The sequence below is a fragment of the Glaciecola sp. HA4-3 genome (assembly GCF_055693685.1).
In genome coordinates, this window is record NZ_CM146340.1 from 485,308 (window position 1) to 502,914 (window position 17,607).

The following is a 17,607-nucleotide window of genomic DNA, read 5'->3' on the forward strand; positions in this document are numbered from 1 at the left end:
TACAATGAGAATCCTCAATCTTAGTACTTTTGTTTTACTTAGTTTAATAAACTGTGCGCTGATGGCGCAGGATGATCCAAATTATGATCGTGAACTAGCCGAGCGTTTAGGGGCAGATGATTATGGAATGAAAAGCTATGTGATGGTAGTGCTGGTAACTGGCCCTGCAACAATCGATGACAAAGCAACTTTAGATAAAGCCTTTGCAGGACATTTTGCAAATATGAGTAAATTGGCCGAAGAAGAAAAATTGGTAATGGCTGGCCCTTTTGTCGACGCTAGACCCAAAAGAGGCTTATTTATTTTTAATGTTGAAAGCTTAGAAGAAGCCGAAGCATTGGTAAAAACCGACCCAGCCGTACAGTTAGGTATTTTTGATTACCAACTATCAAAAATATACAGTAGTGCCGCACTTATGTTGATTAATGAACATCACAAGAAACTTCAAAAAGTACAGATGTAATATTGATTGTTTCTATATTGTCATGAGTTTTGTTATGAAGGCAATTTATCTTGTAGTTAGCATGCATTTAGTTTCACCCGTGTAGGAGTTTTTATGTCTTTAAAGCGATACGATTTACCTGTTTACATCTTTTTCTCTTTGTCTTTAAGCTTTTTTCTGTTTCTCTATTTTGTTTCCGAGGGCTTTACTAATTGGTTAGCAATTGGTGAACAAACTAATCTAAAGTTGATGTTGTTGTTTAGTCCTGTCATCTGGGGATTTTTTGCCTACATACTTTTATTTGTAGTCGTTCAACCAAAAAGTATCGAAATTTTTCTTGACGAAAAAGTGATGATGTTGGGTAAGAAAAGACTCACATTTGATGAGTTGAAGTTTTTATACCTTTACCCCGTTCAAGAGGAAGAAGAAAAGAAGAAGTATTTGTACAAAATAAAATATAAAGCTAATCGTTTTAAGCTATTTTCTTCTCGGTATTATTTGACTTATAAAAGCGACGAAAAAATAGAACATCTCGAAATAAAACTTAACAATGATTACAAAAAACACTGAAGCAAGCCAATATAAGTTTTTACTTTGAGTAGTGAACATAGTTCTGGTCTCAAGCTGTGATAGGGTTTCGAGGTGGACAGTGCCTATATCGCACAATTCAGTGGTGATATAGAAAATGACACTTGGCTACGAGACTAAACCTGCTATTTCACGGTAGTATTGGGCAATCAGAGCATGACGTGAATGAATGTTCAGTTTTCGGTAAATATTTGCACAATGAAATTTTACAGTTCGTTCACTGATAAATAGATCACAAGCAATGATTTTGTTGGGTAAGCCGTCCATTATTTTTAACGCAATTTGTTTTTCTCTTTTTGAGAGAATTTCGAGTTGATTTAACATCATGTTTTCCTTGTTATGTGTGAGTGTGGTGTGTTGTTGTGTATTCTTTAGTGTTCTGATTGGCCGATAGGCGCTAAATCTTTTGATAAATCAAGCACTCTGTTTGCTATAGCAATACTCTGCGGGCGATGCGCGACCATAATTATTGTGCAAGATAGCGATTTAAGCCGGTTGCACACTTTTAATTCGGTACTTAAATCTAAATGGCTAGTTGCTTCATCAAGAATGAGTAAATCGGGTTGTTGATATAGGGCGCGTGCCAACATTAGTCTTTGTTTTTGGCCACCACTTAAGCTATCACCCATATCACTCAATAAGCTTTGATATTGCATTGTCATTTGCATGATGTCGTCATGTATACAAGCAAGCTGAGCAGATTTTGTCGCCAATTCGACATTCGGATAAGGCGCAAATTGACAAATATTGTCTAAAACTGATCCCCTAAGTAGTTGGTCATTTTGCATGACGGCACTTATTTTATGATAGTGCCGATTTTGCGGATTGATGGCGATTCCATTAAATGAAATCTTGCCACTAAGTGGCGTTGCTAAGCCCAATAAGCAATCAAGAAACGAGCTTTTGCCACATCCACTTGGACCAACAATGGCGACTATTTCACCTTGCGCTGCTGACATAGACAAGGATGTAAATATAGGAACTTTTGCATAACTGAGGCTTAGCGTTTGAACATCAAGGTTTTTAGGTAAATTTTCCTTATGTTCTAAGCTAGCATGTAGTTGTTGCTGTTGATGATATTTGAGCGTGTTTTCGATGCTCAGCTGATTTTCATTTGGAGTGAAAAATACGTCTGAAACCCTTTCTAAATGTACATTTAAGAGTTTGTATTCGATGAACATATCAATTAGTGAAGAAGATGCACTTGAGAATCTATTTTTAAAACTCATAAAAGCGAATAGCATGCCGATGGTCATGTGGTTTTGCACTACCATTGTCGCAGCAATAAAGACAACAATAATATTCTCTAGGCCAAAAATTACTTTATTTATACCGCCAAAGCCAATATTCCATTGCCCCAATCGTATGCTTTGGTTAAGTGCTTGTATGTATTTGTTGTGCCAGCTTTCATGAGTTAAAGCGATAGTATTAGCAATTTTTATTGAGCGCATTGCTCGAATGGACTGCATAAAGTATGAGTGCTGTTTGGCGTTTTGTTCGATATACGCTTGATTGGCACGCCGCATCGGGAAGAATAAAACAAGGCGGCAGATTGAATAAAATATAAATGCTAGTAGCACAATCAAAGCCAGTATTGGACTATAGATAAATAGAACAAAAAGCGTAAATATTGCTAAAACACCATCCACTAAAGTGCTAACTAAACCTTGTGTAATTAGCTCTTTTATATGGTTCAAGGAATCAAATTTGCTGACAATATCGCCCATGTGTCGTCGTTCAAAAAATTGAATAGGCAGGTTTAATAAATGACGAAAAAACATATGCTTGATATTTGCATCAAATTGATGCGAGAAGCGCAATATGACGGTTTGGCGCAGCATGTAAACACTGGTTTCGATTAAACTTAGTATCGCAAAGCCCAGTGCTAAGGCCATTAGCAGACTATGTTGTGATGCGATGAGTACTTTATCTACCACAGTTTGCATATAAAAAGGTGTCGCAATTGATAAGGCTAACAATACTGATGACAGCATTAGCAATATACTAAACTGCGTTTTATATTGACTAGACGCTTGAACAAAGTCTCGTAAGCTCAAATGCAGCTGGCCTTTTGCTTTAACAAATGAAGCGCTAGGTGTTAGCTCTAGCGCAATACCAGTAAAGTGTTTACTCATTTCACTTATTGAAAGTCTGTATTTCCCTTTTGCTGGATCACAAATGTATGCATATTTTGAGTTGATTTTTTCAAGGACGACAAAATGAGTAAAGTCCCAATGCAAAATGATCGGCACTTTAAGGTTTTGACATTGGTCAAGTGACGCTTGAATGGCTCTTGATGAAAAACCCAGGATGCAAGCAGTCTGACTGACTTGATGCAAATTTACACCTTGTGCATATTCTGGATGCGCTAGCCTTAACTCTCTTAACGAGACCTGATTCCCATAATACTGACTAATCATGGCAAGACATGCTAAAGCGCATTCACTGGCTTCATTTTGCATTATCAATGGCAGCTTTTTACGCCATGTAAAGTTCAAAGGCTCAAACATGGTCAATCTGCTTTTTTAGATTGTTTAAGATTAAATACGCTATCAAACAACCATGCCATAATAGACTGAGTCTCAAGTACAATATCAGCATTAACTGTCATGCCGGCTCGCAGCGGCCACTGGCGGCTTTTTGCGTGCATATACTGATCATCTAGTTTGATATGTATCATATAGCTTGCTTGGGTGCGTGTTGCTTGATAATTGATGTCATTCAACGTATTCACACTTTGCTCACTTATTAGGCTAATCGCACCATCTATGCCACCATATTGTCGATAAGAAAACCCATCAAGTTTGACTTCGACATCTTGTCCAAGCTCAATAAACCCTGCTTTAGATGCTGGTACATAGGCTTTGACATAGAATGTTTTTGTCTTGGGTAAAATATGCAATATATGTTGTTGCGCATTAAGGCTACGACCAATATCAACTGATAAATTGTCAATCATACCGGCGATAGGAGCACGAATATAATGGTAGTCCGAGCTTGCATGCTGGCTTAATTGCGCACTTAGTAAAGCTTTTTCACTATCAAACTGTTCACGTAAACGTTTTATTTGCGTGTGTAATTTAGCTTTGTCTTTTTGGGCTTTGGTGACCAAAAAAGTGGTTTCATTGAGTGAATGTTGAAGTTGCTGCTTCTCATTTTGCTTGCCCAATAAGCTCAATCGCATATTTGCTAAACTTTGTTGAGAAAGTAATTTTTGGGCCTTAAGTGATAAGCCTGCATCTACATTTTGCTGAAGGATGGCAATACTGTGTTGTGCATTAGCTAGTTGTTGCTCGAGGTTGTTTTTTTGGTTTTGATTATGGCGAATGTGTTCGTTAAGGGTGTCGATGTCCAGTTGCAAACCTCGATGACTTTGCTTGTATTTGTCAGATGCATTGTTGATATTTCGTAATAATGCCTCGCTTTGCTGTTGTATATAAGAATCGCCATGTAAAAGCGCTTGAGGGCGTTTTAGTTTTACGAGTATTTGTCCTTCTTCAACAAACTCTTTGTTCCTGACTAAAATGGAGTCCACTACACTGCCATTTTCAATATTTAATACATGGGCACTTGGCACACTACTGCTTATCCACCCACTTACCAAATAGGTATGCGTGTATTGGTAAAAGCTAAATATAAATAGGGCGATTAACAATAAAAGTAGAATAATAAGACTTGAGGTAACATAGCTTGATTGAGGTAAAGTAAGCACACTACCCATCTTGTGCTCGCTAATAGCTGCAAGCGCGTGTTTTCTATAAAGTGATTGTTTGGCTTGCATAATGTCAGTGCGTAAATAAGTATGGCGCTAGCTTAAAAACGCTGGGTAATATATGCACACAAAACTAAGACAAAAGAATGTTGATTCGAGACAAGGGCAAAAGATGTCCTGTGATTGCCTAGACTTTTATTCAGTAAAGTAAATAAAAAAGCCCAGCATAAGCTGGGCTTGGTAAGGTAAAGCTCACCAAATGCTTAGTGCACCCAATGGAAACGATGCGCTTTTTCATGCATCATTTTATGAGTGTGCTCTGGCATGAACAACTTGTTGTTGTTTTCAAAGAAGAATGGATTACGTTTTTTATCGCTGCCCACTTCATTCATGGTTGCACTTTCATATACGCGGCCATTTAATACTGTGTAAGTCACATATTCGCTACGGCTTAAATCATTGATAACATCGCCATCAATAATGGCCATATCAGCCAATTTACCTACTTCAATAGAGCCTATATCAGCATCCATCCCTAAATGCTCAGCGCCATCAATGGTAGCGCCTCTAATGGCTTCAAATGGCGTAAAACCACCTTGCTCCATTATCCACATCTCCCAGTGCGCAGCTAAGCCTTCACGTTGGCCGTGGGCGCCTATCATTACGCGCACGCCTTCGTCGCGTAATTCTTTAGCGTATTGTGATACTTGTATGTGATTATAAAAGTTCTCAGGTGCTGTTGGGCGGCGTATAGCGCGTCTCTCTACTAAAAAAGACGGGGTATAGCGCATCAAGCGTTCGTTTTTCCAAACCTCGTATTTATCATAAAAATATTCCTCACCCATCATGCCGCCATACGCTACAACAAATGTTGGTGTATAGCCAAAGTCTGTGGCTTTCCACAGTTGAGTTAAATCGCTGTAACCACGGGCAATCGGAATATTATGTTCAAGCCCAGTATGTCCATCAACCAAAAAGCTGATGTTTTGTTGGAATTTACCGCCGCCTTCAGGCACAACCATCATCTGTTGTTTTTGGGCTGCAACAATGACTTGCTGGCGTTGATCTCGACGAGGTTGGTTATAACTTTTGACAGAAACCGCCCCCATCTCTTTTAACCGTTCAACGTGAAAATAAGCATCGTCATAATCATTAATGATAGCTTTAAAACCAAGCGCTTCAGCACCATATAAAATCGTGCCGGTAGAATACATGCGTGGCGCAATTATTTTACCTGCGCGTTGTAACTCAGCGGCAGCCATTATTTCACTTGTATCATTAGACGGGTCATGAAAGGCAGTCACACCAAATGACACTTTGGAGTATTGGCCCCAGTTTTGTTGTGGAATGATCTCAGCGGTCCCTTGAGAACCATGGTCATGGGCATCAACTAAGCCTGTAATGATACTTTTGCCACTTGCATCAATGATTAAGGCGTCATCAGGAATAGTGACATCGGCTTTTGTGCCTACAGCACTAATACGATTGCCGTCAATTAAGACTACCGAATCTTCAATCACCTCTTGTTGATTATTTGCATCACGCATTGTAATGAGCTTGCCCCCAACAATTGCAGTCATGCGGTCAGGCTTGTCGGTTTTGGTTTTAAACGTTACATCAATACCATCTTTTACCGGGTCTGGTAGGTCGCTGACACCTGCAACAAACTCAAATGCGTCGCCTAAACCACGTTCATAAAATACCGAAGCATTAGACCAACCAACTGTATTACTTTCGTCACGCCAAGTCATATAGCTACCAGCGCGAGCAGATAATTGTTGTACCGGCAAACTAGTCATATTTGGACTGATGTTAAAGGTCTTACCATTTGTCTCAAAGGGCGTAACATACGTTTTGAATTGGTGAACAAATGCAAGCCATTCGCCACTTGGTGATAGGCGATATTCGCTGACTTTATCGCCACCATTTAAATGTACACGTTTGTCCATACCATTAATATCAACACTTGAAAAACGAGTTTCGCGATATGAATTAAACGCATTTTCGGTAAAGTAGATTCGTGAATTATCACCACCAAAATGTGGTTCAAAGCCACTATTTGCAACACGTCTTGTTTCTTCTTTTTCTAGATCTAGTACGTAGATGCCAGGCTCGTTAGAATACTTCGGATTTAATAAGAAACCGCCAGTTATCTTACGGTAAGTTACCATTTTGGCGTCGTTTGAAACACTAGGCTCAATGTAGTGACCGGGTTCAGTGCTGATGACTTTACTTCTACTTCCATTTGCACGTGCCATTCTCACTGTACCTAAGTCCATGTCATTCCATGTGGTATACACAATATATTTACCACTGGGTGAATAACGAGGATAGTACTCGTCATGGTCATTTTGCTTGGTCAGGCGTTTTGATTTACCCGATTTAATGTCATGCACATATAATTTGCCTAATGCTTGAAATAAAACTGATTTACCATCTGGGGATTTTTGTGCCCAGCGAACAGCCTTTACGTCAAATTCATCTGGTGCGACTTCAACGGTAAAACGCAGCGCATCAGCATATTGCAATGTCGATTCAATATTTACCTCTAACGTGCTTAGCTCTTTTGAAGCAACATTTAGTCTATGAAACTTACCGCCTGTCCAAAAAACGATATTTTTAGAATCAGGTGTCCAATCAAAATAAGCGAAATAACCCTCTGTGCCAAAGCCTTCTTGCATGTCGCGTTCTAATTCAAAAAACAAAGGCTCTTCTAGACCAGTCTCAAGATCCTTGGCAAATAGCACGGTTTTATTTTTGACACGTTTCACAAAGGCAAGATGTTTACCATCAGGCGAAGGTGTTGGCACAACCGCGCCACCGGTGCCAGAAACAAAGCGTTCTTCTTCGCCAGTTTGGCGATCATAGCGGGTGATTGCAAAGATAGATTTTAAAGGGTCGCGATTATAATCAAAGCGTGAACCTGGAGATATATCTTGTGTGTAGTAAATATAGCGACCATCGGGTGAAAAAGCAGGATCAGCTATATTTTGTTGTTCCACTTTACCGTTTTCGCGCTCTTTTATCGCCACACCTGAACCACCGGTATGGTGGTAAAGCCAAATTTCACCAGCAGGGATTGAACGAGATGACATAATCCCTTTGGTTACCACAATATACTGAGAGTCTGGACTCCACTTAGGAGCGTGAATAAGATACTTTGACTCTGTTGTAACTTGCTTAAGGTTAGTACCATCAATATCCATGACCCATACGTTAGACAAACCATCACGGTCTGAAATAAAGGCAATTTTGCTACCATCTGGGCTAATTGAGGGGTGTATATTCCACGCAAAATCTTGGGTTAAGGCTTTTGCGTCTCCGCCCTTAGCGTCAACAATAAATATATCCCCTAGCATATCAAATACCATTTGATTGCCATCGGGCGAGATATCTAAACTAGACCATGTTGTTTCATTCGTTTTAATCGTAATGGAATTCAATTCCATTGGCGGTTCTAATACATTCCAATCTTGTAATGGGTCGCTTGGCGCACTATCTTCACTATTGGCAACGGCGATATTGCTTAAAGAAAATAAGCTAATGCCAATCGTCGCAATGAGTGCGCTTATGATGTGGTGTGTTTTCATGTTGTCGTCTTTTATTGTTATAGAAACATAACAATAAAGGGATGTCAGTGTTTTCGCAAGTTAATGGCGCCTTGAAGGCAAAGAGAATAGAAGTGCAAAAAACAAAAGGCCCAGTTAATTGGCGATATGCCTCAATAGGTATTTCTATAAGTCTACGATAGAGTATTGTCTGTTACGAAGGGCTAAAGCTGTCTCGTCGCCCACTTCTCCAATTTTCATTTGTGCAGGTCCTGTCGGTTCAATTAGCACAAATTCGGTAAAGTTATGGGTCAGGGTTAATTCTCCTGATTGTTTTCGCATGCCAACCGCTAATAAAGCGTGATTAGGTAAGTACACCATACTGACTTGCAAGGCGGGTTGATAAGCTTGAAGTAAACCAGCCATCAATGTTGCTTTGCTGTCACAGTCACCTTGGTTTTGCAGCAATAAATCACGAGGCGATACAAAGCCTGCACCATTTGACGTAATACGATCATTTAATTTTGAGTATGGGATAGTTTGTATCCACCCTAAAGCAATCTCGATAAATTCTCTTGAGTCATACTGATTTTTCATCATTTGTCGAATGCTAGCAACGACAGGTGCTAGTGCAGCAGCACTTAAATCACTGTATTTTTTATGATCATGTCGGATCCCTTGAGCACCTTGCGGCGAAACATATCGCGTATAAAAATGTTCATCCCAATAATCTTGTTCTGCCTTATCGTGAGCGGCTTTTAGTTGTTCAAGTACAAGTTGTGCGTTGTGGTCGGTGCGACTAGCGACATTATAATTCAAACCTTGAGAATTTCGTTCTACCGTAATTCGGCCCATTTGTGGCTCGATGGTTTTTGCTAGTTGCATGACTTTTGAGTAAATGTAATCTTGCATGACTCTGCGATTATAACTAGCCGGCGAGTCTGGCATCGCATAAAGCTGCTTTTTATTCATCGCAAATTTAAGATTATACGTGCCTCCATGACTACTCCATTGGTAGGCAAATGTTTTTTTATCAAAGTTATCTTTTACGCTAAAGCTAGCTTGGCTCGCAAATGCGTTTTGACTAGCGATTGACACGAATAATAATAGGCTTAAGCATACATATGGAATAGCTTGGGTATTAATAGCAAATTTGCTATGTCTGTTTGATGACAAAAAAGAAGTTTGAGAGAAAAAATGTTTTATCACTGCTACTGATATCCAATGAATATATTACTGACTACTTACTATCGACACATATCCTAAAAACATGCCGAGAAAATAAGCTTGATCAGGAATTATCGCCTTTAAACCAATTGAGTCTATCATGCAGATGCACTACACCACCAACAATTATCAAAGTAGGTGGCTTGAGTTTGTGCGTTTCAGGCTTGTTGCTAATGTCTGCTAAGGTACCAGTGACGACTTTTTGCGTAACACGAGTTGCCCCTTCAACTAAGGCGATAGGCGTGTCTTTACTGAGCCCGTGTGAAATTAGTTTATCGCAAATAATCGGTAAACCAGTTAAACCCATATAAAATACCAGTGTATGATTAGGCTTAACTAATGACGGCCAATCAAGGTCAACTGTGTTGTTGCGTAAATGACCAGTGGTAAAGGTAACAGATTGAGCATAATCACGATGAGTCAGCGGAATGCCTGCGTATGAAGAAGCACCATTAGCTGCTGTTATACCAGGTACCACCTGAAAATCGATGTCTTGTTCGATAAGCGTTTCTATTTCTTCACCGCCACGTCCGAAAATAAAGGGGTCACCGCCTTTTAAACGTACAACTCGATTACCTTGTTTTGCCAAATCTGCTAGCAGTGTATTGATTTCATCTTGTGGTATGGTGTGATTACTGCGCGCTTTACCGACATATATTTTTTCTGCATCACGCCTGACAAGTTCTAGTATTTCGTTGGATACTAGGCGGTCATACACAACCACATCAGCTTTTTGCATTAAGCGTAAGGCTCTGAACGTTAATAAGTCGGGATCACCGGGACCAGCGCCAACCAAATAGACTTGACCTTTAGGCTTGTTATTAGTGGCATAGGCATTTAAGGCTTCATCAAATTGCTGCTGGGCGAGTTCACTATTACCCTGCAGCACATTCTCACCAATATCACCATCAAGTACACTTTCCCAAAAATAGCGTCTGTCGGTCACGTTATCTAGCTTTGCTTTAACTTGGTTTCTGAACTTTTCGGAAAAAGCACCTAGCCGGCGAATATTTTGGGGAATGACTGATTCTAGTTTTTGGCGAATATAACGTAGTAAGACCGGCGCAACTCCGCCACTTGCCATCGCGATAATGACCGGCGAACGGTCGACGATAGAAGGGGTAATGAACTTACATAAAGGCGTATTATCGACTACGTTGACAAGTATGTTTTGGGCATGGGCTAGATCATGGATGTGCTGATTGACTTCTTCTTTGTCAGTGGCAACAAATACCATCTTTTTGCCTGCCAAGTCACCTTCTTCAAACTCTCTTTCAATCAACGTTACGTTTTCTGCTTGAGATAATCGTCTGACTGTATCACTGACCCAAGGCGCGACAATGGTCACCTTAGCGGGGGTTTTCATGAGTAACTCACATTTTCTTGCAGCTACTTCGCCTGCACCCACAACTAATGCGTGGATGTGTTGCGCATCAACAAAAATAGGAAAGTATTTCATAAAACCTCGGTAAACAGTGCCCATGCATGTGCAGGGGAGTCTTAACTATATGTCATCTTATAGACATAAAAAAAGGAATAAAACTTTCGTATTTATTCCTTTTTTTATATAGGGCATGAGCTATTGCATCATGTCATTATTTTTTCTTGCGTCTTTTAGGTGGTTCGTCGCTCCACTCACGCATGTTTAATCGTTGACCAGCAACCCGAGTTTTCATCAAGGTTTCTTTAGTTTTAGCTGGCATAGACGCTGGCAAATCAACAAGGGTAAAATTATCATTGATGTCAATTGCACCGATGTTTTTACTACTCATATCACCTTCATTTGCAATAGCACCCACTATGTTTCCAGGTTTTGCACCATGTACATACCCAACATCGATGCGATAGCGCTTCATGCCTTGTTCTGGTTTACCGCGAGGTCTTGATGGTTTTCTATCACGGCCTCCATTTGCGCCACCTTCTCGACGGCCGCGACCATCGCGAGGTGCACGATCACCGCGATCTTTAAATGATGGTTTTGCGTGTACATCTGGACGGTCTTTTTCACTTAAAATAAGCGGCTCATCACCTTGTGCAACTTTTGCAAGGGCTGCCATGACCATCTCAACCGACGCTTCTGATTCCTTCATGATGCTCTCAATCACGGGCATGTAAGACTCAATTGAATCATCTGCCATTGCTTCAATCACAGAACTTTTGAATCGACCTAAGCGTGATTCGTTAAGTTGCGAGATAGAAGGAATTTCCATATTGGTAATTTGTTGTTTGGTGGCTTTTTCAATGGCAAATAACATGCGTTTTTCGCGATGAGATATAAATAAAATTGCATCGCCTTGGCGCCCTGCACGACCAGTACGACCAATACGGTGAACATATGATTCAGTATCATGTGGAACATCGTAGTTAATTACATGGCTAACGCGTTCTACATCTAATCCACGCGCAACAACATCTGTTGCGACCAATATGTCGATTTTACCTTGTTTAAGTTTATCAACGGTACGTTCGCGTGCAGCTTGTTGTATATCGCCGTTTAAAGGCTCAACATCGTAGCCGCGTGCTGCTAACTTGTCAGCAAGCTCGACAGTTGCTGTTTTTGTTCGCACAAAAATAATCATGCCATCAAACTCTTCAACTTCCATGATTCGGGTAAGTGCTTCAAGTTTATGATGACCCGCAACTTGACAAAAACGTTGTGAGATAGTGCTTGCAGTACTGACTTTTGATTCAATCTTGACGTGCTGAGGATTACTCAAATAACGCTGAGTAATTTTCTTGATTGGCGCGGGCATTGTTGCAGAAAAAAGTGCAGTTTGCTTTTTCTCTGGTGCGTGACTAAGGATCAGTTCAACGTCATCAATAAAGCCCATACGCAACATCTCGTCAGCTTCATCAAGCACTAAAAATCGTAATTGGTCTAATTTGAGTGTTTTGCGCTTTATATGGTCGATGATACGACTATAGGTGTACCGACAACAACTTGTACGCCACGTTTAAGCTGGCGAATTTGATTGTCATAGGATTGTCCACCATATACTGGAAGGACTTTAATTTTTTTAGAAAAACTTGCGTACACCTGAAACGCTTCTGCGACTTGAATCGCTAATTCACGAGTCGGTGCAAGTACTAAAAGTTGCGTATGCAACTGGTCGGGATCAATATTAGATAACATAGGTAAAGCAAATGCAGCTGTTTTACCGGTGCCTGTTTGTGCTTGGCCTAGCAAATCGTGGCCTTCAAGTAAAAGCGGGATGCTTTTCGCTTGAATAGGAGAAGGCTTTTCATAGCCTACTTTTTCTAGTGCTTGTAATATTTCACTAGGTAAATTTAAATCTTTAAATGTCAAATCGACAGTGTCGGTCATGGTATATCCAGTAGTAAACAAAGAACGGCGGCCTAACGGGGAGAATCGATGGCCAATAACGGCCGCTATTGTACGTTATTTTACCTTCATATACTATTAATCATACAGCGACTTGATTGATTAGGTCATAAAAGACGTGATTATTCGGTATGACTGAGCTTATAATCATTTACAATGATTTTACATATCATCGAAAAGGGAATAATAACACATGCAAACTACACCTAATTTTTGGTCGTTTGGCGCAAAAAATCTTTCCAAAACACTAGCACTAATTTTAATAAGTATTGCTCTTGTGGGCGGTTGTGCTCAAAAAACTGCAGATGATTACTTGCAACAAGCACAAAGCTTTATTGATGAGGGCGATGCCAACTCGGCAGTTGTCGCATTGAAAAATGCGATTCAACAAGATCCAACCAATGCAAATGCAAGGTTTTCACTTGGTAGTTTGCAACTTGCCCTAAAGGACTTCGAGTCAGCTGAAAAAGAGCTAACGAGAGCGATTGACTTAGGTCACCCAAAGGCAGAGGTACTTCCATTATTATCACAAGCCTTGCTTCGCACCGGTGCAAACGTGCAATTATCGACCTTAGATATCGATAGCGCGGGTTTAAACGACGAACAAAAGCTTGAAGTAGGCTTTCGCAAAGTAACCTCATTATTGCAACTAGAAAAACAAGACGAAGCCAAAGAGATTGTAGCCACGCTTGTTGCGCTTGAACAGACCTCACCATACAAAGATATTTTAAATGGCTACGCTATGCTCATCGAAGAAGATGTTGCTGGTGCATTGGAATTTGCGAAACGGGCTAACGAAAAAGCGCCGACAAATCCAGATGTATTAAATTTTGTTGCACGTATGTATATCGCTAATGAGCTGCCTGATGAAGCGGCGAGTGTTTACGAGGAGTATTTAGCGCAAGCACCCGAAGATTCACAAGTTAAATTTACGCTTGCTTCCATGCTGGTAGAAATGGGGCAAACAACTCGTGCCGAACCTTACGTCGATGAATTGCTAGTGATCAGTCCTCGCAACGCATATTTGAAACAGATGAAGGGTGTTATTCGTTCAGCTGCTGAAGACCACCAAGCGGCCTTGGACTTTAGTAAAGAGGCTTTATTAGAAGGCGCTACAGATCCTTCAGTAAGACTTGTAGCTGGTTTTTCAGCTTATCAATTAGGCTTATTTGAAGAGGCTATTAGCCAACTTTCAATGATTGCCGACATACTGCCTGATAATCACCCAGGCTTGCGTATTTTAGCGGCAAGTCAATTACGTTCTAACATGGGCGATGAAGCTAGTGAAGTATTAGAGCGAATCACCGATGCGCAAATTGGCGATGCAGGTCTATTGTCTCAAGCAGGTTTTGCGTTAATACAATCGGGCGATACCGATGGTGCTCGACGCGTTGTTGACCAAGCGCAAACGGTAACAGAAACTGCAGAAGAACTCACTCGTTTAGGGATACTAAAATTATCCTTAAATGATGTTGAAGGCTTAGTCGATTTAGAAAGTGCGGTTGAAAAGGCCCCTGAGTCGGCAACAGCCAAAACGACACTTGCCAGTGCTTATTTAAGCACCGGCCAATTGGATAAAGCGCTTGAGTTGGCTCAAAAATGGCGCGGCGAAGAACCTCAAAGCCCATCTCCCTACTTGGTGGAAGTCGAAGTATATAAACAACAAGGTGAATTTGAAAACGCAAGTATCGCACTTGAAGCGGCGCAACGTTTAAATCCCGACGATTCGGCCGTGCAGCTTGCTGATATACGTTTAGACTTAGCGCAAGAGCAGTTCAGCGGTGCAGAAAGCAAGATCGAAGCTTTTGTAGACGCACAACCTGAAAATCTGACCGGTTTGGCGAGCTATTTTGCGATTAAAAATCAATTGCAAAAAAGCCAAGAGGGCGTGGCTAAGCTTACGCAATCTGTTAATCGTTTTCCTGAAAATACAGAGCTAAAATTATTGCTAGCAAGAGTTCATATGGCCTTGAATGAGCCTCAAGCTGCTGTTGAGGTACTAGCACCAATCACTCCTGATAGAATGTTACCTAAAAACTATTGGGCATCAAAAGGTATGGCTTTGCTGCGCGCCAATCAAATTGAAGAAGCGCAAGCTCACTATGACATATGGACACAGACCTTCCCTCGAGACGCCGATGCGGTGATTGGTCAGCTGCTTATATCAGATGGTCTGCGCAATTATGAAGGTGGTGCTAGGATTGCCGAGGAATATTTAAACCGTGCAGATTCTCAAGCCATCAAAATAATGAGCAGTTACTTTTTTGTTATGTCAAATCGTGTTGCTGACGCCAAAGCCGTGCTTAATGAATTTGATGCTCAAACAATGACTTTACCTTTTGTAAGGGGGGTAAAAGCACGTATTACATTGTCTGAAGGTAGCGACTTGAGTACCGTAGAAGCAGATGCTCGTGCCGCTTACGATGCTAATGGCAACGGCGCGAATTTGTTTTTGTTAGTTGCTGCGCTTGAGGCAACTGGGCAAGCTGAAAAGACGGTCGAAGCTTTAGAAGCGCACCTTGAAAAATCACCCACTGATGTGCAAGCTAAGATGCTTCTAGCGGAGCGCCAGATTGCATCTGATACTTCTGAAGCGATAGCAACTTATGAAAGAGCGCTTGCAGAGGCGCCTGAAAACCCAGTTGCGCTTAATAATTTGGCGTATTTATATATGCAATCTGATGTATTGGATAAAGCATACGATTTTGGCAGTCAAGCCTATGCACTAGCACCAAATGAACCTGCAATAGCCGATACTTATGCTCAAATATTAGTGCGCCAAGACAAAGTGTCTGAAGCGGTTGATATTTATAATAAAGCGGTCACTCAACAAGAAACAAACGAAGAGATATTGTTGAATTATCTTGAGGCTTTGTTAATGAATGACCAACGGGCCGTCGCTTTACGTCGTCTTGAATCAATGAAAATTGAGTCTAGTGAAGCGCAGCAGCGTTTGAATGAATTAAAAGGGCAATATAGCTTTTAAGTGAGAATGCGCTTTGTCAGCAGCTATTTGAAGATAAAGGCTCACATCATTTAATGTGAGCCTTTTTGTGTTTATACACTATGGTTAATACAAGCTGTGTTAATTATTTACTATTTAGAGATATAACGTGTTATCGACAATCCAATCTGCGCTTTATCGTTTGCGCCATAATCGAGTATTTGAATTCTTTGTTATTGCCGTCATTATTATTTCGGCACTTGAAATTGGAGCAAAAACCTACGATTTAAATCCCACTACACTATATTTATTGTCTTATCTTGATGTGTTCATCACAGTATTCTTTTTAGTTGAAATTATCATTAGGTTTATCACCGAAGAAAACAAAAAGCATTTTTTTAAGTCGGGCTGGAACATCTTCGACACATTAGTTGTTGCAATTAGTCTAATCCCCGTAAATGAGTCTGAAATGGCATTATTAGCAAGACTTATTCGTATCTTTAGAGTATTGAGGATGATTTCGATTGTGCCAGAGCTGCGTATCTTAATTAACTCCTTGCTAAAAGCCTTACCGCGCTTGGGGTACGTAGTGTTGTTGATGTTTATAATTTTTTATATTTACGCAGCAGTAGGCAGTTATTTATTTCAAGACATCAATGAAGAATTATGGGGTGACATTGCAATATCAATGCTAACCTTGTTTAGAGTCATGACTTTTGAGGATTGGACTGACATTCAGTATGAAACGATGGATGTGTATCCCATGAGTTGGATGTTTTATATGAGTTTTATCTTTTTCACCGCCTTTGCATTTTTAAATATGGTGATTGGTATCGTTGTAGGTGTTATGGATGAAGAACACAATAGTGAAAGAAATAAAGGTCAGCCATCAATGCTTGATTTACAAACTCAAATTACCCAATTGAGTGAACAAATAGCATTGATGCAAAACGGTACCACTGACGGTGCTAAGATCAATAAGAGGGAGTAAAGAGATGAAATCAATAATCGTAAAACTAGCAGCGCTTGTTATCGTCATATCGGCTATCAATGGATGTAAATCAACATCCACGTCCTTATCAACCTTAAGAATGGACAGGCCAGAGGTGAGCTCACAACCTTATAAAGCGGTTGCTAAGTTAGGTGTTGGCGCTCGGGCAGATGCGAATATTGATGTTGATGAAAATGGTGATGTGACATCAGAGCCAGATGGCACAATTGTCACCGGATTTGCTGGTTTAGGAATGGTCGTTTTGCCAAAGCTAGAAGTCTCAGTTAGTACCATTGATGATTTCCGTTTTGGCGTGAAATATCAATTTAGCGGTGATAGTGCAGACAATGCCAAAACAGGCAATTTCTCTCAAGCACTAGCGGTAGGATATAGTCGATTTAGTGACGAAGGGCGTTTTTCGTCTTTTAGCGGTGCTATTTTTGGTGGCAGTGACGATCGCGTAGAGATTGAGTTTGATCAAGATACGGACGCCTTTGATATAGCATGGGTATTGGGATATCGCATTTCTGAGTCGCAGTTAATATACGGTGGCCCTTTTTATATTTACGGGACCTTAGATGGTAATGAGACCCGCGCTAATGTTGATTTAGATGATAATACGATTCGAAACGTGATATCAGATGATAGCATCGATAGTAACGGCGCGATGATAGGTTTAAGCTTGGCTTATGAATATCGGTTTGAAAACGGATTATTTATTACTGCCGAATCTGGGATCACAAACTTAGAGTGGCAAAACTCATCACGCACAGGCTCGCATTTTAATCTTATTGCAGGTTTTAACTTTTAGT

11 protein-coding genes and 1 pseudogene are annotated in these 17,607 nt (G+C 40.5%); 5 read left to right on the forward strand and 7 right to left on the reverse strand.

The window, feature by feature from the left end:
• Positions 1-4: 4 nt before the first annotated feature.
• Positions 5-463 carry a YciI family protein gene (locus tag ACZ1G6_RS02300; protein WP_472617882.1) on the forward strand — a complete coding sequence of 153 codons (459 nt, stop codon included), beginning with the start codon at positions 5-7 and terminating at the stop codon, positions 461-463.
• A 93-nt stretch (positions 464-556) separates the two neighbouring features.
• A complete protein-coding gene (locus ACZ1G6_RS02305; RefSeq protein WP_472617883.1) occupies positions 557-1,012 on the forward strand; it encodes a hypothetical protein in 456 nt (151 codons plus the stop codon).
• Between the two features lie 126 nt (positions 1,013-1,138).
• Here the strand turns inward: ACZ1G6_RS02305 and ACZ1G6_RS02310 are convergent, their stop codons facing one another.
• The 7 genes and pseudogenes from ACZ1G6_RS02310 to ACZ1G6_RS02340 form a co-directional block, all read right to left on the reverse strand.
• Positions 1,139-1,354, reverse strand: coding sequence for a response regulator transcription factor (locus tag ACZ1G6_RS02310; RefSeq protein ID WP_472617884.1), 216 nt, complete (start codon positions 1,352-1,354; stop codon positions 1,139-1,141).
• Positions 1,355-1,401: 47 nt separating this feature from the next.
• Positions 1,402-3,540, reverse strand: a complete 2,139-nt coding sequence (locus tag ACZ1G6_RS02315; protein WP_472617885.1) for a peptidase domain-containing ABC transporter — start codon at positions 3,538-3,540, stop codon at positions 1,402-1,404.
• A 2-nt stretch (positions 3,541-3,542) separates the two neighbouring features.
• Positions 3,543-4,811, reverse strand: a complete 1,269-nt coding sequence (locus ACZ1G6_RS02320; protein WP_472617886.1) for an HlyD family secretion protein — start codon at positions 4,809-4,811, stop codon at positions 3,543-3,545.
• A gap of 194 nt (positions 4,812-5,005) precedes the next feature.
• Entirely contained in the window at positions 5,006-8,332 is a 3,327-nt protein-coding gene (locus ACZ1G6_RS02325; protein ID WP_472617887.1) for an amidohydrolase family protein, read from the reverse strand.
• 144 nt (positions 8,333-8,476) lie between these two features.
• Complete coding sequence (locus tag ACZ1G6_RS02330) at positions 8,477-9,499, reverse strand: hypothetical protein (protein WP_472617888.1); 1,023 nt, start codon at positions 9,497-9,499, stop codon at positions 8,477-8,479.
• A gap of 82 nt (positions 9,500-9,581) precedes the next feature.
• Positions 9,582-10,976: a siroheme synthase CysG gene (gene cysG / locus ACZ1G6_RS02335; RefSeq protein ID WP_472617889.1), complete on the reverse strand. Its 1,395-nt coding sequence runs from the start codon at positions 10,974-10,976 to the stop codon at positions 9,582-9,584.
• Positions 10,977-11,112: 136 nt separating this feature from the next.
• Positions 11,113-12,842, reverse strand: a pseudogene (locus ACZ1G6_RS02340) (DEAD/DEAH box helicase).
• A gap of 211 nt (positions 12,843-13,053) precedes the next feature.
• Between ACZ1G6_RS02340 and prsT the strand changes: the two are divergent.
• From prsT to ACZ1G6_RS02355, 3 genes are all read left to right on the forward strand, one after another.
• Positions 13,054-15,846 (forward strand): XrtA/PEP-CTERM system TPR-repeat protein PrsT, encoded by a 2,793-nt coding sequence (gene prsT, locus ACZ1G6_RS02345; protein ID WP_472617890.1) that lies wholly within the window; start codon positions 13,054-13,056, stop codon positions 15,844-15,846.
• Between the two features lie 127 nt (positions 15,847-15,973).
• Positions 15,974-16,795, forward strand: a complete 822-nt coding sequence (locus tag ACZ1G6_RS02350) for an ion transporter (RefSeq protein WP_472617891.1) — start codon at positions 15,974-15,976, stop codon at positions 16,793-16,795.
• A 4-nt stretch (positions 16,796-16,799) separates the two neighbouring features.
• A complete protein-coding gene (locus ACZ1G6_RS02355) occupies positions 16,800-17,606 on the forward strand; it encodes a hypothetical protein (protein ID WP_472617892.1) in 807 nt (268 codons plus the stop codon).
• Position 17,607: the final 1 nt, after the last annotated feature.